The following is a 23,170-nucleotide window of genomic DNA, read 5'->3' on the forward strand; positions in this document are numbered from 1 at the left end:
CATGCTGATTCCTGTGATCCTCTCCGGCGGTGCCGGAACCCGTTTGTGGCCGGTGTCCCGCGAGGGCCATCCCAAGCCGTTCATGACCTTGCCCGACGGGCAGTCGTTGCTGGGTAAAACCTACCGGCGTGCAGCAGGCTTGCTCGATGGCCGGGGCGACATCGTCACGGTGACCAACCGCGACTATTACTTCCAGAGCAGGGATCACTATCAGGACGCGCAGCTAAGTCGTCATCGCGGCCACTTCATGCTCGAACCGACAGGTCGCAACACCGCCCCGGCGATCGCGGCGGCCGCACTTTCCCTGCAAGTGCTGCACGGCGACCAGGCCATTATGGTGGTGATGCCCGCCGACCATTTGATCGTCAATGAAACCGCCTTCCAGAGCGCCGTCGAACACGCGGTGGCGCTGGCCAAGGATGGTTTCCTGGTGACGTTCGGCGTGGTGCCGACGGCGCCAGAAACCGGTTTCGGCTACATCGAAACGGGCGCGGCGCTGGACGGCAAAGGCGCCGCCAAGGTGCAACGCTTCGTCGAAAAGCCTGACCTGCAAACCGCGACTCATTACCTGGAAAGCGGCAACTTCCTGTGGAATTCCGGGATGTTCTGCTTCTCGGTCGGGAGTGTGCTGGCGCAATTGCAGCTTCACGCCCCCGAGTTACTGGCGCAGACACAGTCCTGCATGACAGCGAGTCGCCCGGTAGAAACAGTCGGGTATCTGCAACAGGAACTGTGCCCGACGCTGTTCGCCGAAATTACCGACATCTCCATCGATTACGCCTTGATGGAGCGCTCCGACAAAGTGGTCGTGGTGCCCGCCGGATTCGACTGGAGTGACATCGGCTCCTGGGGCGCAGTGGCGGCATTGGTACCGGCGGATGCGCAAAACAACCGCGCCAGCGGCGATGCAGTGTTCGTCGACAGCCACAACAACTTTGTCCAGAGCGAAGATCGGCTAGTGGCTGCCGTGGGTGTGGATAATTTGATCATTATCGACACCGCCGACGCCGTCTTGGTGGCCCATGCCGATCGCGCCCAGGACGTGCGCCGGGTGGCCAAGCAGCTCAAGGACAAAAAACACGAAGCCTATCGCCTGCATCGAACGGTCAGCCGCCCCTGGGGCACCTACACCGTGCTCGAAGAAGGCCCGCGCTTCAAAATCAAACGCATCGTGGTCAAACCCGGTGGCAAGTTGTCACTACAGATGCACCACCATCGCAATGAACATTGGGTGGTGGTCGAAGGCATGGCCAAGGTCACCAACAACGGCACCGACACACATCTGGTGGCCAAGAACGAGTCGACGTTCATTGCCGCCGGTCACAAGCATCGCCTGGAAAACCCCGGCGTGATCGACTTGGTGATCATCGAAGTGCAAAGCGGCGAGTACCTGGGAGAGGACGATATCGTTCGCTTCGAAGATCAATACGGCAGGACGGTTTGAATGCTCCTTTCTTTGTACCGCTCGCTGTGGGGCTATCGAGGGTTCATCCTCGGTAGCGTCAAGCGAGAGTTCCAGGCGCGTTATCGCAATTCGCTGTTCGGTGCCTTGTGGACCGTGCTTAACCCGCTGTCGATGATCATCGTCTACACCGTGATCTTCTCCCACATCATGCGCGCCCGTTTGCCCGGGGTGGATGACGGCCTGGCTTACAGCGTCTACCTCTGCGCCGGGTTGCTGACGTGGGGTTTGTTCGCAGAAATCACTGTGCGCAGTCAGAACATGTTTCTGGACAACGCCAACCTGCTGAAGAAAATCAGCTTCCCGCGGATTTGCCTGCCGGTCATCGTGCTGTTCAACGCCGGCATCAACTTCGCGATCATCATCGGGCTGTTCCTCGGCTTTCTGTTGATCACCGGGCGACTGCCGGGCATGGCGCTGCTGGCGCTCATTCCCCTGCTGGCGTTGCAAGTGATGTTTTGTGCCGGGTTGGGGATGATTCTTGGCGTTTTGAATGTGTTCTTTCGTGATGTCGGGCAATTTTTCGCCATTTGCCTGCAATTCTGGTTCTGGCTGACACCGATTGTGTACCCGATGAGCATCCTGCCCGAATGGGTGCAGCGCCTGCTGCAACTCAACCCTCTGACCAACCTGATGACCAGCTACCAGAACCTGTTTCTTTACGGCCAATGGCCCGTCTGGAGTTCGCTGCTGCCGATCATGGTCGCCAGCGTCGCGTTCTTCGTCATCGGGCTGCGCCTGTTTCGGCAGCGGGTCGGCGAAATGGTGGATGAACTCTGATGGGGCACATACGCGTCACGGGCCTGGGCAAGGCCTTCAAGCAATACCCCAATCGCTGGAGCCGGCTGGCCGAGTGGCTGATTCCGTTTTCGCCGATCCGTCATCGCCAGCACTGGGTGCTGCAAGACGTGACCTTCGAGATTGCTCCCGGCCAATCGGTGGGCATCGTCGGGGTCAACGGCGCGGGCAAAAGCACCTTACTGAAAATGATCACCGGCACCACCCAACCTACGAGTGGCAGCATCGAGCTCGAAGGTCGCGTCGCCGCCCTGCTGGAACTGGGCATGGGCTTTCACGCAGACTTCACCGGCCGGCAGAATGCGGTCATGGCCGGGCAATTGCTCGGCATGCAGGTCGAGGAAATCGAAGCCTTGATGCCTGAAATCGAACACTTCGCGGAAATCGGCGAAGCCATCGACCACCCGGTGCGCACCTATTCCAGCGGCATGCAAATGCGCCTGGCATTCAGCGTGGCCACCGCTCGGCGCCCGGACATTCTGATCGTCGATGAGGCGCTGTCGGTGGGTGACGCCTATTTCCAGCACAAGAGTTTCGACCGCATCCGCAGCTTTCGCAAAGCTGGCACCACGCTGTTGATCGTGTCCCACGACCGCTCGGCGATTCAGTCGATCTGCGACTCGGCGATCCTCCTGGAAAAGGGCCGCATGGCCATGCACGGCACGCCCGAAGCCGTCATGGATTACTACAACGCCCTGCTCGCCGAGCGTGAAGGCCAGACAGTACGTCAGGAAATGCTCTCTGGCGGCCAGGTCAGTACCATTTCAGGAACTGGCGAAGCCGGGATTTCGAGGGTTCGCCTGCTGGACGAACACGGCCGTTCCATCGATGCGGCCGAAGTCGGCCAGCCGGTGGTGCTGGAGGTGGACGTCGAAATCCGTCAGGACATCGAACGGCTGGTACTGGGCTTCATGATCAAGGATCGCCTGGGCCAGGCCATGTACGGGATCAACACCCATCGTCAGGATCAGGCGCTCAATGACCTGAAGGCCGGGGAGCGTGTGACTTATCGTTTTTCCTTCATCATGGGCCTGGGCAAGGGCAACTACTCGGTAGCCCTGAGCCTGTCCCGGCTGGATTCGCACCTGGACCGCAATTTCGAATGGCGGGACTACGGACTGGTGTTCCACGTGATCAATAACCGCCACGAAGACTTCGTTGGCTGCTCGTGGTTGGGGGCGAAAACGACCATCACCCGGTCCGTCGCGTTGCTGATGTCGGAAAACACACCATGACGCGCCTACTGGTTGAATGTACCCATGTCTTCCAACACCCCAAGGTCAATTCAGGCATCCAACGGGTGGTGCGCAACGTCATCAATCAGCTACCGGAATCGGTCGACGGCGTTGAATGCATTCCGGTTGTAATGCTCAAAGGCAAACTCTACCGAGTGCTCAAGCTCGGCGCGCTGAACATCCCGCTTTTCGATGCGTTAATGGTCTTGGGTGGAAGGCTTGAGCGCTTGGCTCACCGTTTCTGGCAACTGCATCAACGCTTGCACAACGGCAGCCACTCGCGGCTGATCAAGCGTTTGCTGTACGTGGCCTACCGGGTGACAGCGATCACCTGTTTCAGCTTTCCGCTGCGTGTGATCGAAGGCATCAACCAATATCAACTGCCCAAGCGTTGCACCCCGCTGCCGCACCAGCCTGGGGATCAACTGGTGCTGCTGGATTCGTCCTGGCACACCGACTTTTTCCCGTTTGCCGAACAGCTCAAACGTGAAGGCGTGGGCATCGTTTCGGTGATTTACGACCTGATTCCCGTGACGCATCCGCAGTTTTACGACGCGCGGCTGGTGCAGGTGTTCAACGAGTGGTTCGACTGGATCAGCAAAACCGCCGACGGTTATGTGGCCATTTCCGCCACGGTGCGCGATCAGGTGCGAGAGGAATTGCAGCGCCGCCTGGGCCCTGCCAAGGCCAGTGAATTGTGGTTCGACTATTTCCACCTCGGCTCCGAGCTGGACCTGAGCGAAGCCACGGCTGCCGTCGAGCCGCGCCTGACGCGTATTTTCAAAACGCCGGAACCGGTGTTTCTGATGGTCAGCACCATCGAACCGCGCAAAAACCACGATTACCTGCTGGACGCTTTCGAACTGGCATGGGCGGTGGGTTCAAAAGCACGGCTGTGCATTGCCGGGCGAATTGGCTGGAAATGCGACGCCCTGCTCGCCCGGGTACGCAACCATCCGCAACTTAATCAACGCCTGTTCATGTTCAATGACCTGAGCGACACCAGCCTCGAACATGCGTACTCCAACGCCAGCGCCCTGGTGTTTCCATCCTGGGTCGAAGGTTTCGGTTTGCCATTGGTGGAAGCCATGCAGCGCGGACTGCCGGCCATGGGCAGCGATATTCCGATCTTCCGCGAAATTGGTGGTGAGTTCATGGCGTATTTCGACCTGGCCGAGCCGCAAACACTGGCTGATCTGGTCGCACGCTTCGAAAGCAGCAGCCAGTTCCCGGCTGCCCGCGACGTGGCGGATTGGCACTGGATCGGCTGGCGTGAAGCCAGCGCGCAATTGGCCGAACACACCCTGCGCAATCTTATTGACGTGCCGCTCGTGCAAGAGAGGCAACATGCAAATTGCCCTTAATGCCCGAATTCTTCAGGCACCGCGTACCGGTATCGGCCACTACGTCGCCGAACTGGCAAACGCCCTTGCGAGTGAGCCGGATGTTGAACTGGCGTTGTTTCATGGCTGGGGTTGGAGCTCGGTGCTGCCTGAGGCGGCCATGCCCGGTTATTCCCGACTGACGCCGCTTCTGCGCCAGATTCCAGGGGCCTATCAGGCTCGGCGCTGGCTGGAGCAGAAACGCTTCGATCAAGGTCGCGCGCAAGAAATCGACCTCTACCACGAACCGAGTTTGTGGCCACTGTCGTTCGACGGGCCGACGGTCATCACCCTGCATGACCTGACGCACCTGCACTACCCCGACACGCAGCCACCCGCGCGTTTGCGGGAAATCGAACGGCGACTGGCCGACGGTGTGCGCCAGGCGAGTCTGATTCTGACCGATTCGCAGTACATTGCTGACGAAGCCCAGGCACATTTCGGGTTACCGGCCCAGCGATTTGTCGTCGCCCCACTCGGTGTAGCTGCACGCTTTCACCCCCGGGCCCCCGAAGACATCGACACCGTACTCAAGGCCCATGGCGTCGAGGCGCGGGAATACTTCCTCTGTGTAGGCACCCTGGAGCCGCGCAAGAACCTGACCCTGGCCCTGCGCGCCCACGCCCGACTACCCGAATTGGTGCGTCAGCGTTTTCCGCTGCTGATCGTCGGCATGGCCGGCTGGCAGCGCGAGCAGTTCAGCGAAGAACTGCATCAGTCCCTGGCCTGCGGGCATGTCTGTTTGCTGGGCTATCTGCCTGACGAGCATGTCGCGCAGCTGTTGGCCGGCGCTCGGGCGTTGATTTTTCCGTCGCTTTACGAAGGTTTTGGCCTGCCGGTACTGGAGGCCATGGCCTGCGGCACGCCGGTCATTCTGACGCGACGTTCGGCCATGCCCGAAGTGGCAGAAACCGCGGGCAACTATATTGAGCCTGATGATCCCGACGGCTTGCGCGATGCAATGAGCCGTCTGATCGACGATCAAGCGCATTGGCAAGCATGCTCGGACGCCGGATTGCGACAAGCGAGGCTTTTTACCTGGAAACGCTGCGCGCACGTCACGGCCAGCGCCTACCGCCAGGCTATGGGAGGTTGAATGCGAGTTCTGCATTTTTTCAAGACATACCTGCCTGACTCGGTCGGCGGGATCGAACAAGTGATATTCCAGTTGTGCGAAAGCGGTGCCCAGCACGGCGTTGAAGGCAAGGTGCTGACACTCAGTGCCGATCCGACAACGCCTGTGGTGCAGCTCGGTTATCACGAGGTTCATCGGGCGAAGCTCGACATTCAGTTCGCCTCCACAGGATTTTCCTGGAGCGTCTTCAAACAGTTTCGCGAGTTGGCGGCCGAGGCCGACGTGGTCAATTACCACTTCCCATGGCCGTTCATGGACCTGGTGCATTTCGCCAGCGGCCTGAACAAACCGAGCGTGGTGACGTACCACTCGGACATCATTCGCCAGAAACACCTGCTCAAACTTTACCGCCCCTTGATGAACCGCTTCCTGAACAGCGCTGACCGGATCGTCGCGGCGTCGCCTAACTACTTGCACACCAGCGATGTATTGCAACAGTTTCAGGACAAGACCCGCGTGATCCCCTATGGCCTGAACAAGGCAGGTTACCCACAGCCTGACAGCCGTCGAATGGACCATTGGCGGCAAAAGCTTGGGGATAAGTTTTTTCTGTTTGTGGGGGTGATGCGCTACTACAAAGGTTTGCACATCCTGCTCGACGCCTTGAAGGACCTGGATTACCCGACGGTGATTGTCGGCGCCGGCCCACTGGAAACAGAACTTCACGCCCAGGCCGCCGCGCTGGGTTTGCGCAATATTCATTTTCTTGGACGTCTGGGCGACGAAGACAAAGTGGCGCTGCTGCAACTGAGCTACGCCATCGTGTTCCCGTCCCACCTGCGTTCTGAAGCGTTCGGCATCTCGCTGCTCGAAGGCGCGATGTATGGCAAACCGATGATCTCCAGCGAGATCGGCACTGGCACCAGCTACATCAACATTCACAACGAAACCGGGCTGGTGGTCCCGCCAAGTCATCCACAGGCATTCCGCGAGGCGATGCGCACGCTGTGGGAAAACCCGACGCGTGCAGCAGAAATGGGCGTGAAGGCTGAGGCGCGTTATCGGCAGCTGTTCACCGCGGACGAAATGGGCCGCAAGTGGACCGAATTGTACGAAGAGCTGCTGGAAGAAAAGTCCCTGTCCTACGCCTGATTGCTGATGGTGGGAGCCGGGCTTGCCCTAATGCCGATCAGTTAAGCCTTAACGCGATCCGTAGCAGCTGGCGAAGCCTGCGTTCGGCTGCGCAGCAGTCGTGAAATCAGCCGATGCGGTGTTTCAGGTAGACCGCAAACTCTTTTTTACGACTGCTGCGCAGCCGAACGTAGCCGAACGCAGGCTTCGCCAGCTGCTACAAAGTGCAGTGCGGCTTAACTGATCGGCATTAGGGCTTGCCCGCTCCCACACTGAGTCAGCGGTGTGGCGCGGCTTTGGGGATTTCGAGGTTATCGAGCATCCGGTTCGCTGCCAGCTCCGCCAGCATGACGATTTGCTGAATGGCCATGGCGGTGTTGCGGTGCGGGCCTTCCAGGTAGGCGGCAAAATCGCCGGCCATCACGTTGGCCTGGGCCAACGATTCACAAGTGTGGGCCAGCAAGTCTTCGTCTTTGATATCGGGTGCCAGCACGAACATCGTGCTGGGTTTGCGCGTGGTCGGTGATTTGAGGGCGGCGGGATTGAGGTAGTGATTCAGCGCGCGTTCGGCGGCTTCGTTGATTTTTTTGGAGTCGATGGATTCGTAGGGGGAAACGTCGTCGGTTTCCGGGGGATTTGGGGGTTCTTTGATCATGGTGACACTCCAAGTAAGTAATGGAGCTGCCACTAGTCGCCGCGAAGCGAAGGAAGGTGGCAGCTGTGCACGGGTTCGCGGACCGAGCTACTTGGAAACCCGGCATACCCGAAGGTATCCCGCGCACAGCCACCATGAAATCAATCGACAAACTACGAAGGAGAGTCGGTTGAGGGCGGTGATTATGCACCAAGTAAGCTAATTCGGGCCGCGAAGCCCGGTCGCTGATATGCAGCGACCCACAAAGCCTACCCCTCCGGCTTCCGACGCAACAACCGCTAGAACCTGTCGGAAACCTCCTCTGGAGCAGTCATGTTTGTAGGACATTCACAGTATTTTTCGGGCCAACATTTGACCAAATGTGGGAGCGGGCTTGCCCGCGATGGCTGTTTAACATTCAACATTGATGTCCACAGACACACCGCTATCGTCGGAACGCCGCCCGGAGCAAGCTCAGCTCCTACAGGGATCGACAGGTTAAAGGTCCAGCACCACCGGCTGCGAACCCTGCGCCGGCACCGCACAACAAATCAGCACTTCTCCCGCATCGGGGATTTCTGCCGGCACCTGTGGATAAGTTACCTCACCGCTGATCAGGCGGGTTTTGCAGGTCCCACAGGAGCCGCCGCGGCAACTGAACTCCGGACGCAATCCACGGCTTTCCGCCAATTCCAGCAGGCTGCCGCTGTCGGGTTTCCAGCGCGCCTCTTTGGCCGAGCGCTCGAATACCACCGGCACTGATGTGGTGGCGACCGGAGGTTGTTCGATGACCACGGCATCCGGGTCGGGTATCCGGCGCAGTGTCGACGGGCCAAAGGTTTCGGCGTGAATCCTTGAATCACGAATGTCCATTTCCCGCAGGCTGTCGTACATCGCCTGGGTAAAACTGCCCGGGCCGCAGAGGACAAAATCCAGCTGATCGTAGTCTTCCACCTCAACGATGCTCGTGAGCAAATCGGCATCGATTCGCCCGGTCAGGTCGAAATCTTCACCCTCGCGGGCATCGGGCTCTGGCTGACTGAGCAGACGCAGCATTCGCACCGAGTCGCCGAGGCCGTCGAGCAAACGGTTCAGCTCCGGGCGAAACGGTTGATCGGCCAAGGTCCGCGAGCTTTGGAAGAACCACGTCGGGCGAATGCTTCGCGTACGCAGGCCTTGATAAACCACCTCGCGCACCATCGACAGCAACGGCGTAATGCCCACGCCAGCGGCCAGCAACACCAGCGGCCGCCGCTCATGCGGCGCCACGGTGAAATGCCCCTGGGGCGCGCGGGCTTCCAGTACATCGCCGACCTTAATCTGATCATGCAGGTGTGATGACACCAACCCGTCACGTTTCACACTGATGCGGAAAAAATCATCCGACGGCGCACTCGACAAGCTATACGTGCGGATATGTACCTCACCGCCGATGTTGAACCGCAGCGGCAAATGCTGCCCGGCTTGGAACACCGGCAACCCGGCGCCATCGGCGGCCTGCAGGTAGATCGAGCGGATGTTTTGGCTTTCCGCCTCGATACGCACCACCTGCAGTGGGCGCCAGCGATCCCCCAAGGCCTGGGCTTGCAAACGCGCGTTGGCCTGCGCCCAGGTGCCGGTCAGCAGACTGGTGGGCGACACGCCGTCAAAGCGCCAGCGCAAGGCCAGCGCTGCAGGCCGACGTACTACGTGTTCGACTTCGAAGGTCCATAGTCGCTCGGCACCTTGGAAGGCATCGATCTGCGGTCCGTCGAGGATGATGTCGGTGCGCCCGCTGAGGTGCAGCAGGTCGCCTGTATTGAAATCGATGAACAACAGACCGGCGCGAGGATTGATCAGCAGATTGCCCAGCGTATTGAAATGCAGGTTGCCGGCGAAGTCCGGGATGGTCAGGCGATTACCGTCTACCTGTACGAAACCGGCCTGCCCGCCCCGGTGAGAAACATCCACCGAGCGCTGGCCATCGACGTCCACGTAGCTGGCGACAAAGAACGTGTCCGCGTCGACGATCATGGTTCTGGCCGCGTCATCCAGCTCATTCAAGTGCTGCGCAACGCGGCTTGAGGGATCCGCCAATGGCACCGAGCGAAACTGGCGCAACTGAATGTACTGCGGGCAGTTGCCGAAGGATTGTTCCACCGTCACCCCGAATCCGCTGGCCGTTACAGCGCCCACTCGACCATTGAGGCGGTTGCGACGCCGGGTGTGCAACTCGATACCGAGCAGCCCGATGGCGGCACCGTCTTGCAATTGAGCAGGGTCATCGGCGCCCGGCAAACGGTCGAACTGCAACAGTGCGGGGTCGGGGGAATGTGCAAAGCCTGGAGGCCCTTCAAGAATGCTCGCCCAGGGATTGCCCTCGGCATCGACGGCGCCGTACAGCATGAACGGCAGTTGCTGATAGAACGTGCGGTGCTGATCCGGCATTTGACTGCGAATCACCCGCCGACCGAACGCCTCCATTCGCTCGGCAACCCCAACATGAGCCTGCAACTGTTTTTCGCCGGCGTGCCAAGGTGAATGTTCCATAACGGTTTCTCCCCTGCGCCTTTCGCGCACAGTGAACGGCCCGAGCGGGTCGGGCCGTGAGCATCAGGCGGTTTTTTGCAAACCGGCCACCGTGCGCGGCATGCCGACAAACCCCGGCAAGGCTTCAATACGCGCCAGCCAGGCGCGGATGTTGGCGTAGTCGTCCAGCGAGACATTGCCTTCCGGCGCATGGGCGATGTAACTGTAGGCGGCGACATCGGCGATGGTCGGCTCACTGCCGGCCAGGTAGGGCGTCGACGCCAACTCGTGGTCGATTACCTTGAGCACGGTGTGGGAATAAGCGATCACCTCTTGCGCGTTGTATGGCGCGCCAAACACCGTGATCAATCGTGCTCTGGCCACACCAAAGGCAATCGGCCCTGCGGCCGCCGACAGCCAGCGCTGAACCTTCGCCGCGCCGACCGGATCGGTGGGCAGCCAGCGACCATTGCCATATTTATGTGCCAGATAGACCAGGATGGCGTTCGAATCGGCCAGCACCACACCTTGATCATCGATGACCGGCACCTGACCAAAAGCGTTGAGCGCCAGGTAATCCGCTTGCTTGTGCGCGCCCTTGGCCAAATCGACAAAGATCAGCTCGGTCGGCAGGTGCAGCAAGGACAGCATCAGCTCCACGCGGTGAGCATGGCCGGAACGAGGGAAGTTGTAGAGTTTGATCGCTTGCATGGTCGACTCCGTCGAGTGGGGCGCCGTTCAGGGAAAGATCAGCACCAATGGCCGCTATCTTCCACCTACAACCAAAACAACAGAATAACCAGCAAACGCAATCCATTATTTCAACCAGCGCAACAACCCTTTAGCCGCTCAGCGCCGGATGTTCGCGCAGCGCCTTCACCGTAAAGTCCACAAAACTACGGACCCGCACCGGAGCCTTGCGTCCCCCTTGGTAGACCACATGAATGGGCAGTGCCGGCAGTTCGAAGTCGGCCAGCACGATTTCCAGCTCACCGGCCGCCACCTTGCCCGCCACTTGATAAGACAGGACCCGGGTGTATCCCAGGCCCAGGCAGGCCGCCGTGATCGCCGCTTGATTGGCGGTGACCACAAGGCGCGGTTCCGGACGAACGTTCAGCGGCTCGCCCGCGTCAAGAAATGGCCAGGTCCTGAGCTGCCCGATCGACGAGGTCGCAATGATGGGTGCGCCATTGAGCTCATCCGGGTGACGTGGCCTGCCACGGGCAGCCAAAAACGCCGGGGACGCGCAGATCACCCGCCGTACTTCGCCCACGCGAATCGCGTGTTGATTGCTGTCAGGCAGCTCACCGATACGCACCGCGACATCAATGCCCTCTTCGACCATGCTCACCACCCGGTCGAGCAGCAAGGCATTGATGCCGACTTCTGGAAATTGAGTGAGATAACCGACCATGACCGGTGTGACGAACAACTCACCAAACAACACCGGCGCCGTGATTGTCAGTTGCCCACGCGGCTGGGCGTGACTGCCGGCTGCCGAATCCTCCGCTTCCTGCACCTCGGCCAGAATTCTCCGACAATCCTCCAGGTAACGCTGCCCGGCCTCGCTCAAGTGCACGCTGCGGGTGGTGCGTGTCAGCAACAAGGTGCCAATGCGCTTCTCCAGCGCCGCCACCGCTCGGGTGACGCTGGCCGCCGACAGGCCCAGACGTCGCGCCGCCGCCGAGAACCCCTGCTCTTGGGCAACCGCGGCGAAGACCTGCATTTCCTGGAATCGGTCCATCGGGCATGCCCTTTATCCGAATAAAAATCAGCTGACGAGACTTCGCTCATCGACAGCCTGTACTAGACATTTTCACCCGAACACGCGTCCAGTTTTTTTTCAAAAAAAAGGGAGGGCATCCATTGCCCTCCCTTCATTTTTCACGCTTGTTGCGGCATTACTGACCAGTTCCTCAAGTGGCCAGAATGAAGTCGTTAGCAGTGACGGTTGTTGCGTCGGCCACACCGACCAGGCGGATGGAGTCAGCTCCTGCGAAGCTGAGCAGGGTATCCGCACCGACGTCGGTGATGGTGACGCTGGCGGCAAAGTTCACCGCCGTGATGTTCAACGCGGTGATATCGAGCCGGTCCTGGCCTCCTCCATTCGGGTTGGCATCGAAGCCGGTAATCTGATCGGTCCCGAAGCCTGCTGCGAACATGAAGACATCGTTGCCACCGCTGGCAACCATCAAGTCGTTGCCAGCACCACCAGTGACCGTATCGTTACCATTGCCGCCATCGATAAAGTCATTGCCGATGCCGCCCAACAAGGTGTCGTTATCGCCACCACCGAGCAAGGTGTCGTTGCCATCGCCTCCCTGGAGCAGATCGATGCCGTTACCGCCATCCAGGCTGTCATTACCCAGCCCGCCGAGCAGCGTGTCGTTGCCTGTCCCGCCATTCAATGCATCGTCCCCGTCTCCGCCGTCGAGGCTGTCATCGCCCGTTCCGCCGTTCAGGGTATCGGTGCCAAGGCCACCCAACAGTTGGTCGTTACCGGCATCGCCATTGAGCGTGTCGTTACCGCCGTTGCCGATGAGGATGTCGTTGCCGCCACCACCACTGAGGTTGTCATTGCCTCCCCCTGAGGTGATGGTGTTGTTCAACCCGTTGCCGTTGCCGACGAAGTTACCGGCTCCGGTGTAGGTCAGGTTCTCGACGTTACCATCCAGGGTGTAGTTACCCAGCGACGTTTGCACGCTATCCACACCGCCACCCGCCACCTCGACCACCACATCCCCGGCGGCATCGACGACGTACGTATCGTTGCCGGCTAACCCCACCATCCGGTCACCACCTGCACCGCCATTGAGGACGTCGTTACCGACCCCGCCAGTGAGGGTGTTGGCCAGCGCGTTACCGGTACCGGTGAAGTTACCGACACCGGTATAGGTCAGGTTCTCGACGTTGGCACCGAGCAGGTAGGTCGTCAGGCTGGTTTGCACCAGATCGGTACCGCCATTCAGCGCCTCGATTACGGTGTCACCGACGTTGTCGACCACAAAGGTGTCGTTGCCGGAGCCGCCGTTCATGACATCCGCGCCGAGCCCACCGTTGAGGGTGTCGGTTCCGTCCTCGCCATTGAGGATGTCGTCATCGTTTCCGCCGTTGAGCGTGTCGTTGCCGGTGCCGCCAAACAACTGGTCATTACCGGCCAGGCCATTCAACGTATCGTTGCCGCCCAGACCAAACAGCACATCGTTACCCGCGCCACCGGTGAGGGTGTTCGCCCCAGGGGTGCCTTGCAGCACCACGCCAGCCGGTACCGTAACCGCTGCGGTTGCCGCAGAGGTCACCGTTTCCAATGCGCCGAAGCCATCGGTGTAGGTCACGATCACCCGTAGTTGCAGGTTGCCCTGCGCCACGCCAGGGGTGAAGGTCGCAGCGGTCGCGCCGTTGATGTTAGTGAAGGAAGCACCGACACCTTGCTGCCATTGGAAGCTGAAGGTGCCCAGCCCATCCGCATCGGCAATCCCGCCAGTCAGCGCGGTCAACACCTGTCCTTGATCCGGTGTCGTATCGCTGATCAGCAACGCGCCTGTCGGTGCATCGTTGACGTTAGCCACCGGGTCCGAAGGATCGGACGCAATGCTTTCGTGCACACCGAAGTTATCCACGTAACTGACCACCACGCGCACCTGATCGTCGACCTGATCCTGAGTCAGCGTGAACGTGCTACCGGTGGCTCCGACGATGTCGACGAAGCTGACCCCGTTGGTCGCCTGCCACTGGTAGGTGAACTGCGGATTGCTGAGGCCATCGGCATCGACGATGGTCGACGCGTCAGCGGTCAACACCTGGTTCTGCACCAGAAGCCCGTTAACGGTCGGCCCTGTGGTCGGTGCGCTGTTCGCCGACGAGTCGACGATTTCCAGCGTGCCCTTGGCATCCTGATACACCGCCCGAACGCGGATGTTCAGGCCCGCCACATCATCCGCCACCCGGTAGGTGGTGCCGATCGCCCGCGATACTTCGCCGGCGGCGACAAAGGTGATGTCTTCATAGACGCCCGAGCCAGGAAGGTTTTCAACCTGCCAGTAGTAGGCAACCGCACCGTTAACCGCACCGGCCGGATTGCCAACACTCGTGTTGTCCGCGTCGTGTACCGCCAGATTGCTCACGCGCAGCAGCTGACCGGCGACAGGCGTATCGTCACGCACACCGGTGAGATCATCGAGGATCGCCAGGTGACCTGATGGGTCGCTGTTGACGGCAGTGCCAACGCCGGACGCCTGCGAAACATCAGAGAACTGCAGACGCTCGATGCCCGTCAGCCGATCGACGCCATCTCGCCCCACCACCGAGTCGGTCACAATGACAGTGTCGCCATCGACAACGACGCTGTAGTCCGTCGAAACACCGGAGAACACAGCGGTGTCGAAGCTGTTATCGCCGGCCAGGATCTCCCGCACGATGACCAGTTGGCCTGGGTTGTAAGTACCGTTCAACATGAACGGCACCATGGGCTCCATGCTGTTGAACGAGGCGATTTCCGGGCCAGTGCCATCAGCGTTCTGCCGCACGCTGATGCGTACGTTCAGCCACTTGTCACCGTCGAGGATGTCGTCACCACCGCGACCTTCGAGGAGGTCGCTGCCGCTGCCACCGAGGATGATGTTGCCACCGTCGTAGAACGTCGCTCCGGCTGCCAGCAGATCGGACAGGCCGTTGATCAGGCTGATGTTGGTCAGCACGCTGCCGGTTGCACCCGCGGTAGGCAGCGAAGTTGCATCTTCGTTATCACCACGCAGGAAGTCGCCGTGCGAGGAACCCGACAGGCCTTCCATGATGTCGAAACGCACGAGCGCCGAGGCACCCGAACCCGGTACTGGCGGTACATCGAAAAAGCGGTCGCTGTAATCGATGGTCACGCCTTGTGCCAGATCCTTGAAGGTCGCCCAGTCATAGCCGGAGCCGCCAATATAGCGGTCACCCATGCCGAGACTGCCGACCATGATGTCGTCGCCGCCTTCGCCGTTGAACTTATCGTTCTCGTTACCGCCGATGAAGACATCGTGGCCGATCACCGGGTCGTTGCCGAGCGGGTCGAAGTTGTCGCCAGGCGCACCGTCAGATGTGCCCTTCTCGATCCAGTCGTCGCCTTCGTTACCCATGTCCTGTTCGTTGGCTTTGCTGCCCAGGATGAAGTCATTGCCCTGGCCACCAATGGCTTCGGAGGCGTCCTCACCGGTCACGATGAAGTCGTTGCCGAAGCCGCCAATGATCAGGTTGATGCCGTTGCCTCCGTGCAGCACGTCGTTGCCGTCGCCACCCTGGATGTTATCGTCGCCGCCAACGTCCGTGATGATGTCGTCGCCGGCGCCACCCCGCAGTTGGTCGTTGCCGTTGCCACCCTCGATGCGATCGTTGCCGGCATCACCCCAGACCGTGTCATCGCCACCCCCCGAGACGAGAATGTCTGCGCCGTTGGTGCCGCCCATCACGACGTGCTCATCACCCGAGTACCGGATGTAGTTGGCGTCCGGGCCCGCCGTCAGCGGATTGTCGCGGAACACCACCTGCTGGTTGTTGTCGCTGAGCGGATCGGCGTTGCCCAGGCCATCGTTGTACTGCTTGGACTGGTCTACTTCCAGATAGAACGCAGGATCCGAGAACACCAGGCCTGGCAAGTGCGTGGCCGAGGTGTTGGCCATGATCAGCTTGGCGAACGAGTTGCTTTCAAGTTCCGCATTCATCGACAGGCCAGAGGTGCGTTCCAGGTAATAGAAGCGGTCGCCGTCCTGCAGTTTCTCCAGCTGGTTCTCGAACACGAAGTTGAAGGTCGTGCCGAGCATGCCGCCGAATGGGGTTTTCTCTTCGGCCAGGCCACCGATCCAGAGGTCGATGGCATCGACGCCCGTGATCGTCACACCCTTCAGATCATCAGCAGTGCCCAGCACGCCATCCTTGCCGGCCAGCGTTATGTTGGCCCAGGTACCGCTGCCGTTGAGGAAGTCCAGGCGGTCAGCCGGCGCACCCGCACCACCGAACACCAGCGCCATGGCTGCAGCTCGTTTGTCTAGCAGCGTGAGCGCCGACGTGATCGTGTCATGCGTGCCATAGGCTGCGATGAAGTTGATCAACGACTCCGGATGTTTGAGGTGCTGCACCAGATCGACCCAGCTGTTGTACGGCTTGAGTTGGGTATCACCGGTTTGGCTGTAGATGTCGCGGCGGATCGCGTTGAGCGAGGGAATCCCCACATCGCGGCCACGGGCGATGTTGATCGCCGGCAGGTCGAGCGGCAAACCGAGCAGGTTATTGCGCAGCGCCTCGGTGACGAACTCGTCGATTTCGTTACCGGCCTGGCGAGTCACCCCGCGGATGATCGCGCTGGTCGCATCCTCAGGCGTCACACCACTGGCGGCATACGCCAACGGGTTGAGGAACGCCGCGATCAAGCCCAGTTGCTGATTGGGATCAGCACTGTTCGGATCGCCCACCACGTTGAAATTGACGTCGAAGCGATCGACGGTCTCGGTCAGCATCGAGTGCCCAAACCGGTACACGGTGTGGGCGAACTCGGCAACGATCGAAGCATCGAGGTCGACGTCATAGACTTGGGTCGGTGCAAAGAACAGGTCGACCCGAGGCTGGATGGTCCGCGCAAATTCCTCGAACACCAGGTGTTGATACTGCATCTCGGTGCCGAACTTGGCCGCCTGGAACAAGCGCTCGCCATTCCACACCAGCGCATCGATCTCAGCCTGGTTGACTGGCAATGCACTCACCGGAGTGAGCAGCCACTCGTTGAGGAAGGCCACGTCATTGGAATCGAGCACCGTATCCTTGGTCTGCGCGACCAGCCGATTGTGCTCGGCGTGGAAGATCGCATGCACCGCGGTCAGGCCGATGTTTTCGTTGACCCGGCCGTCGCCAGCGATGTAGTGAGCGTCGAGCAGTTCGTTGTCATAGGTCAGGTTGTTGCCGCCTAGGCCAGTTGGCTGCGAATTGCCGACGTCAGTGTCAGTATCCGCCTGCAGAACCCCGCCGACGATTACCGGCACGGCATTGTTGTTGATGTCGACGAGGAACTGGTGACCGGTGCGCACTGCGTTGGTCAGGCTGATCGGGGCATTCGGATTGCCTTCGACCAGGACGTCATCCGCCGTGCCGCCAATACCATCAAGCCCTTTCATCACGACCATCGGGAAGCCGTTCGGCCCCTTGATGAAATTGCCATAGGCGTCGGTCGCCAATAGCGGGGCGTTATCGACGTCGGCATCGGTCAGGTGGATACCCAGGATGTCGTTGGCTTGCGCCTTGACCACTTTCCAGGTCGCCATGCCACCGATTTCGGTGTCATCTCCGCCGCCATACTTGCCATCCACCCCCAGGTCAACGTTAGTGATCAGCCTACCGGTCGCTATGGGGCCGTCGTCGGTCATTACATAACCGCGCAGGAACACCTGATGCGAGGGGTGCGAGCTGTAGGTCTGGTTTTGGTCCACGAATGGCGTCGTGGTGTTGGTTTGCTCATGGATGTCGTCTGCCGTGCCGAGAACGCCATCCGCCCCTGGCAGGTTGGTCGCGCGGCTCAACACCATGAAGTTAGTGTTGCCGCCTGGCACATACAGCGGATCATCCGGTTTCAACGGGATGAAGACCGTGCCCGAACCGCCCTTGGTCACGAGATCGAGACCATGATCGAAGAACTGTCCGAAGAAGGTCATCCAGGCGTTGAACGGCGCAGACAGCCCCGCATCCGCCGCGGTGTTCTCGAACAGGTACACATCATGGTCGTCGCCCGTACCGAACTGACCATCCAGGCCAGGGCTGGCGACTATCCGTACGCCATCCTTGAGCACATCGTCATTACCAGCCAGGCCGAAGTTGAGCACTCCGTCCACACCCGGGTCGTAAGCCGTGGCATAGGCCGCCGGGTTGTTCGCCGTCTGGTCAACGATCAGATTACTGATGGTACGAGGCTGCGAGTCAATCACAAGGCCGCCGTTGCTCGCATACGTCGTTCCCAATTCCGCTGGATTGAAGACCGGATCGGTCAAGCGCGGAAAGATGTTATCGGCAGCACCAAACTCGGTGTGGTTGTTGCCGTTGAGGTTCATCAGGTTGTTGTTCGACCCATCGACCGAACGCAGGCCCAACGGCGCGCGGATGTTCGGGATCAGCGAGAGGATGTCCTGCCCGTTCGCGTCTGCCTCGGCAATCTTGATCTGATCAAGGATGAAGTTGAGGTCGGAGCGAACCATGTGCAGGCCTTCGCCACCCGCCGTGGCATCGACGACAGGCACCTGCGCCGTTGGCACAACCGGCGCACCGGGAGCCACCACAGTAGTCGGCGCCGAGAACACTATTTCGGTCGTGCCATGACCATCCTGGTAGATCGCCTTGACCCGCAACGACAACCCGACGAGGTCAGGAGAGACCTTGAACGCGGTGCCGTCGGCACTCTGGAACGCCAGGTCGCCGGCCGGCAACAGGATGATGTCCTCGAATACACCGCTGCCTGGACTGGCTTCGAACTGCCAGTAGTAGGACACCGAGGTGTTGTTGAGAGTACCCAGCGGATTACCCGGCGCGATGTTGTTGCCATCGCGCACCAGGGCCGAGCTGACCGTCAGCGTGTCGCCCACCGTGATCGCTCCGCCGTTTCCATCCGTGACGGTCGGACTGCCCGTCGGCTGTAGATTCAGCCCAGGCACCAGCACTCGCTGGCTATCGGAGAACTGCAGGCGTTCGATATGCAACAGCGTATCGGTGCCGTCGCGACCGGCGACGGTATCGGTCACCGTCCAGACATCATCCGCCAGATTGGCCGTGCCGCGGGTGTCTTGAACCACCGTATATTCGGACTGAACCCCGGAGTAAATGGCAGTGTCGAAGGCCGCCCCGCCCGTCGAGGTACCGGGCAGGATTTCCCGCACGGCCTTGAGCTGACCCGGGTTATAGGTGCCATCCAGCATGAACGGGATCATATCGACCATGCTGTCGAAGGTGGCAATCTCTGGGCCGGTATGGTTGACGTCGCCGGGAGCATAAACGGCAATTCTGACGTTGATCCATTTGTCGCCGTCGATCAGATCATCGCCACCGCGGCCCTCGATCAGGTCACTGCCATTGCCACCGAGGATGATGTTGCCGGTGGCAAAGCCTGTGGTTGGCAAACCGGCATCGGCCAGGAACTGGTCCAGTCCGCGGATCAACGCCACATTGGTCAGCGCACTGCCCGTGGCGCCGCCGTGGTTGACGATGGTGACCGCATCCACATCATCGCCTTTGAGCACATCGCCAAATTGCGAACCGGACAAGCCTTCGACCTCGGCAAAACGGTCGAGAATCGAGGCCGGCGAGGCGCCGACCGGGTTGAACACCCCGGCGTTCTGGTTTGGCGCGTTGCCATGTGGCTGCGCCAGCGCGGCCAGGCTCAGGTCAACGGTCACGCCGACCTTGTCATTTTTGTAGGTCACCCAGTCGAAGCCGGACATGCCGTCCATCTTGTCCTGGGCATCGCTGCCGACAAAGATGTCATCGCCACCCTCGCCGATCATTTCGTCGAAGCCACCGCCACCGACAAAGATGTCGTTGCCGATCACATCGTCAGTGAGCAACGGCGCGAAGTTATCGCCAGGCGCACCGTCCTGGGCGCCCTTCTCGATCCAGTCATCCCCTTCGTTGCCAGTAGGTGGCAGGTTGGTCTTGGCGCCGAGGATGAAGTCGTCACCCCGACCGCCGAAGGTCGTGGTGATGTCTTCGGTGGTAACGATAAAGTCCTGCCCATCGCCCCCCAGGATCAGGTTGCCTGCAGCCAGCATGCTACCGGCCACGATCACGTCGTTACCGGCATTACCTTCCAGACGGTTGTCGCCGAACGAGTCGGTGATGATGTCATCGCCCGCGCCGCCGAGTACCGCATCGTTGCCGGCGCCACCTTCGAGGCGGTCGTTGCCTCCATCGCCGTAAACGGTGTCATCGCCGTCACCGGAGATGATGATGTCATTGCCGGCCGTGCCGCCCAGGACGACATGGTCTTCACCGGTGTATTGCAGATAGTTACTGTCCGCCCCCGGGGTGTTGGGGTTGTCGCGGATCACCAGCGGCACGATTTCCACGCCGTTGATCATGATGCCGCCCGTTGGATCGGCTTTGCCGTCCACGCCAAGGTTCGTGAACTGATTGGCCTGATTCACTTCGAGGGTGAATGTAGGCGTCAGGAACACGGTGTTCGACAGGTGGGTGACATCGGAGTTGAGCATGATCAGCTTGGCAAAGGAGTTGTTCTCCAACTCGGTGCCGAAGTTCAGGCCCGCGGTACGCGACAGGTAGTAGAAGCGGTCGCCGTTCTGCAACGCCTCCAGCTGGGTTTCAAACACGAAGTTGAACGTCGAACCGAGCATGCCGCCGAACGGCATTTTCTGCTCGGCGAGGCCTCCGACCCAGAAGTCGACATCGTCCAGGCCCGTGATCGTCACACCCGTCACGTCGTCGGCAGTGCCCAACTGCCCGTCCGCGCCGGCCAGCGTCATGTTGGCATAGGCACCGGTGCTGTTCAGGAAGTCCAGGCGGTCAGCCGGCGAGCCCGCGCCGCCGAATACCAGCGCCAGGGCTGCAGCGCGTTTGTCTGCCAACGAGGTCACCGACGTAATCGTGGCATGCGTGCCAAAGGCCGCAATGAAGTTGACCAACGACTCGGGGTGTTTGAGGTGGTCGGCAAAGTCAGCCCAACTGATGTAAGGCTTGAGTTGGCTGTCGCCGGTTGAGTGGTACATCTCACGGCGTGCTTCATTCAACGTGGGGATGCCTGTGTCGCGACCACGGGCCAGGTTCAGGGCCGGCAAATCGAGCGGCAGGCCGAGCAGATTGTTGCGCAAGGCTTCGGTGACGAACTCGTCGATCTCGTTACCGAGCTGACGGGTCACACCGCGAATAATCGCCCCTGCCGCTTCGTCCGCCGTCGCCCCGCTACCGGCGAACGCCAGCGGGTTGAGGAAGGCCGCGATCAGACCGAGTTGTGCGTCCGGGTTGTTCGGGTCAGTGAGGAGCGGATTGAACTCGGGGTCGAAACGATCGACAGTCTCGGTCAACATCGAGTGACCGAAGCGGTACACCACGTGGGCGAACTCGGCGAGGATGGCCGGGTTGATCGAGGTGTCATACCCGTTGGGCGCAAGGAATCCGTCGATCTGCGGCTGAACGGTCCGCGCGAACTCCTCGAACACCAGGTGCTGGTACTGCATCTCGGTGCCGAACTTGGCGGCCTGGAACAGGCGTTCGCCGTCCCACACCAACGCCGCGATTTCGGCGGGTGTGGTGGGTATCGCGGCCACGTCGTCCACCAGCCACTCATTGAGGAAGGCCAGATCGCCAGCAGCCAGAAGGGTGTCCTTGGTTTGCTGGACCAGGCGGTTGTGCTCGGAGTGGAACACATGGTGCACGGTGGTCAGGCCGATGTTCTCGTTTACCCGGCCGTCGCCGGCAATGTAGTGGGCGTCGAGCAACTCGTTGTCATAGGTCAGGTTGTTGCCGGCTCCATCAGCCGGCTGCGCATTACCGACAAGCGCATCAGCATCCGCCTGCAGAACCCCGCCGACGACGACCGGTGCAGCATTGTGGGCGATGTCGTCGAGGAAGCCATGCCCGGCGCTCACGGCGTTGGACAGGCTGATCGGAGCATCCCGGTTGCCTTCGACCAGGATGTCATCCGCCGTGCCGCCAATACCATCAAGCCCTTTCATCACCACCTGGGGCATGCCGCTCGGTCCCCGGATGAAGTTGCCATAGGCATCGGTGGCCAGCAGCGGCACGTTGTGCACATCGGCGTCGGTCAGGTTGATGCCGAGAATGTCACGGGCCTGGGCCTTGACCACGGCCCAGGTCGCCATGCCGCCATTGGTGCCGTCGCCATCATCGGCCGTGCCGAATTTGCCATCGCCGCCAAGATCGCGGTTGGTAATCAAGCGCCCCGTTGCAATCGGGTCACCTGCCGCGTTGATGACGTACTCGCGCAGGAACACCTGATGCGAGGGGTGCGAGCTGTAAGTCTGGCTTTGGTCCACGAACGGCGAGGTGGTGTTGGGCTGGCCATCATCGGCAGTGCCGAGTATTCCGTCCGCGCCGGGGGTATGCACTGCTCGTGGCAGCACCATGAAGTTGGTCGGGCCGCCCGGTACGTACAATGGATCGTCCGGTTGCAGCGGAATAAACACAACGTCGGTACTGCTCTTGGTGACCAGGTCCAGGCCGTGGTCGAAGAACTGGCCGAAAAAGGTCATCCACGCGTTGAAGCCAGCGGTCAAACCGACGTCCGGTGATTCATTGGGAATGAAGAACACTTCTTTGTCGTCAGCCGTGCCAAACACACCATCCAGACCGGGGCTGATTACCGGGGCTGCACCGCCGTTCGCCGCCACCGCGGCCGGGTTGTTGGCGGTCTGGTCGACGATCAGGTTACTGATGATCCGAGGCTGCGGATCGACCACATTCCCTGACGCGGCGTATGCCGCTCGATACTGGGCATCAAGCAGGCGCAGGAACGAATTGTCCGCCGCGCCAAACTCGCTTTGCCCGGCAACCAGATTGTTGTAGCTGCCATCGACGGTTCGCAGGCCAAAGGGCACCTGACTATTGGGGAGCAAATCACTGAGGCTGGCACCACTGGAATGCGCTTCTGCAATAAATATTTGCTTGAGGATGAATTCCAGGTCCGCCTTGTTGAAATTGGCCATTTCGGTTGTCCTCGCTGTATCTGGGGGGAGAGCACGGGACGATAGAAATCCTCCCACGCCCAGTCAGGTGCTGGCTAACGCGGTTTGTTGGTGCATTTTTTTGGCGAGAGCAGGCGCGGGAAAGGCAAAGCCGTTCCCCGGGTGCGCACCTGGAATTCGCGAATTGAATGGCTCGCTGAGCGATCAGGCAAAGCGAATCCAGACCCTAGTTAGGCGGGCCATGGAAACGGGACGTAAAGGCAAACTTGCTAAACAGCCC

Annotated in this window: 11 protein-coding genes; 6 read left to right on the top strand and 5 right to left on the bottom strand. The window is 60.4% G+C overall.

All coding sequences use genetic code 11. The annotated features are described in order from the left end of the window. The first annotated feature begins 1 nt into the window (after position 1). From LOY55_RS30805 to LOY55_RS30830, 6 genes are read left to right on the top strand one after another with little or no spacing between them, the layout of a single operon-like run. Complete coding sequence (locus LOY55_RS30805) at positions 2 to 1,444, top strand: mannose-1-phosphate guanylyltransferase/mannose-6-phosphate isomerase (RefSeq protein ID WP_223522321.1); 1,443 nt, start codon at positions 2 to 4, stop codon at positions 1,442 to 1,444. Then, positions 1,445 to 2,242 (top strand): ABC transporter permease, encoded by a 798-nt coding sequence (locus LOY55_RS30810; protein WP_223522322.1) that lies wholly within the window; start codon positions 1,445 to 1,447, stop codon positions 2,240 to 2,242. Beyond that, on the top strand, positions 2,242 to 3,495 hold the full coding sequence (locus tag LOY55_RS30815) for an ABC transporter ATP-binding protein (protein ID WP_223522323.1): 1,254 nt from the start codon (positions 2,242 to 2,244) through the stop codon (positions 3,493 to 3,495). Before LOY55_RS30810 ends, LOY55_RS30815 begins: the two co-directional genes overlap by 1 nt. Next, positions 3,492 to 4,859: a glycosyltransferase family 1 protein gene (locus LOY55_RS30820; RefSeq protein WP_223522324.1), complete on the top strand. Its 1,368-nt coding sequence runs from the start codon at positions 3,492 to 3,494 to the stop codon at positions 4,857 to 4,859. Before LOY55_RS30815 ends, LOY55_RS30820 begins: the two co-directional genes overlap by 4 nt. Beyond that, complete coding sequence (locus LOY55_RS30825; protein ID WP_223522325.1) at positions 4,843 to 5,973, top strand: glycosyltransferase family 1 protein; 1,131 nt, start codon at positions 4,843 to 4,845, stop codon at positions 5,971 to 5,973. Before LOY55_RS30820 ends, LOY55_RS30825 begins: the two co-directional genes overlap by 17 nt. Further along, entirely contained in the window at positions 5,974 to 7,104 is a 1,131-nt protein-coding gene (locus tag LOY55_RS30830; protein WP_223522326.1) for a glycosyltransferase family 4 protein, read from the top strand. It abuts the gene before it with no gap. A 256-nt stretch (positions 7,105 to 7,360) separates the two neighbouring features. Here LOY55_RS30830 and LOY55_RS30835 read toward each other — a convergent pair whose 3' ends face one another. The 5 genes from LOY55_RS30835 to LOY55_RS30855 form a co-directional block, all read right to left on the bottom strand. Continuing rightward, a complete protein-coding gene (locus tag LOY55_RS30835; protein WP_223522327.1) occupies positions 7,361 to 7,738 on the bottom strand; it encodes a DUF6124 family protein in 378 nt (125 codons plus the stop codon). Positions 7,739 to 8,215: 477 nt separating this feature from the next. Next, a complete protein-coding gene (locus LOY55_RS30840; RefSeq protein ID WP_223522328.1) occupies positions 8,216 to 10,246 on the bottom strand; it encodes a pyridoxamine 5'-phosphate oxidase family protein in 2,031 nt (676 codons plus the stop codon). A gap of 63 nt (positions 10,247 to 10,309) precedes the next feature. Then, entirely contained in the window at positions 10,310 to 10,936 is a 627-nt protein-coding gene (locus LOY55_RS30845; protein WP_046030876.1) for a glutathione S-transferase family protein, read from the bottom strand. A 130-nt stretch (positions 10,937 to 11,066) separates the two neighbouring features. Next, complete coding sequence (locus tag LOY55_RS30850) at positions 11,067 to 11,969, bottom strand: LysR family transcriptional regulator (RefSeq protein ID WP_223522329.1); 903 nt, start codon at positions 11,967 to 11,969, stop codon at positions 11,067 to 11,069. A gap of 172 nt (positions 11,970 to 12,141) precedes the next feature. Further along, on the bottom strand, positions 12,142 to 22,911 hold the full coding sequence (locus LOY55_RS30855; protein WP_223522330.1) for a peroxidase family protein: 10,770 nt from the start codon (positions 22,909 to 22,911) through the stop codon (positions 12,142 to 12,144). Positions 22,912 to 23,170 lie beyond the last annotated feature (259 nt).

This window comes from Pseudomonas sp. B21-040, assembly GCF_024748695.1.
In the GTDB taxonomy this organism is placed as follows: Bacteria; Pseudomonadota; Gammaproteobacteria; order Pseudomonadales; family Pseudomonadaceae; genus Aquipseudomonas.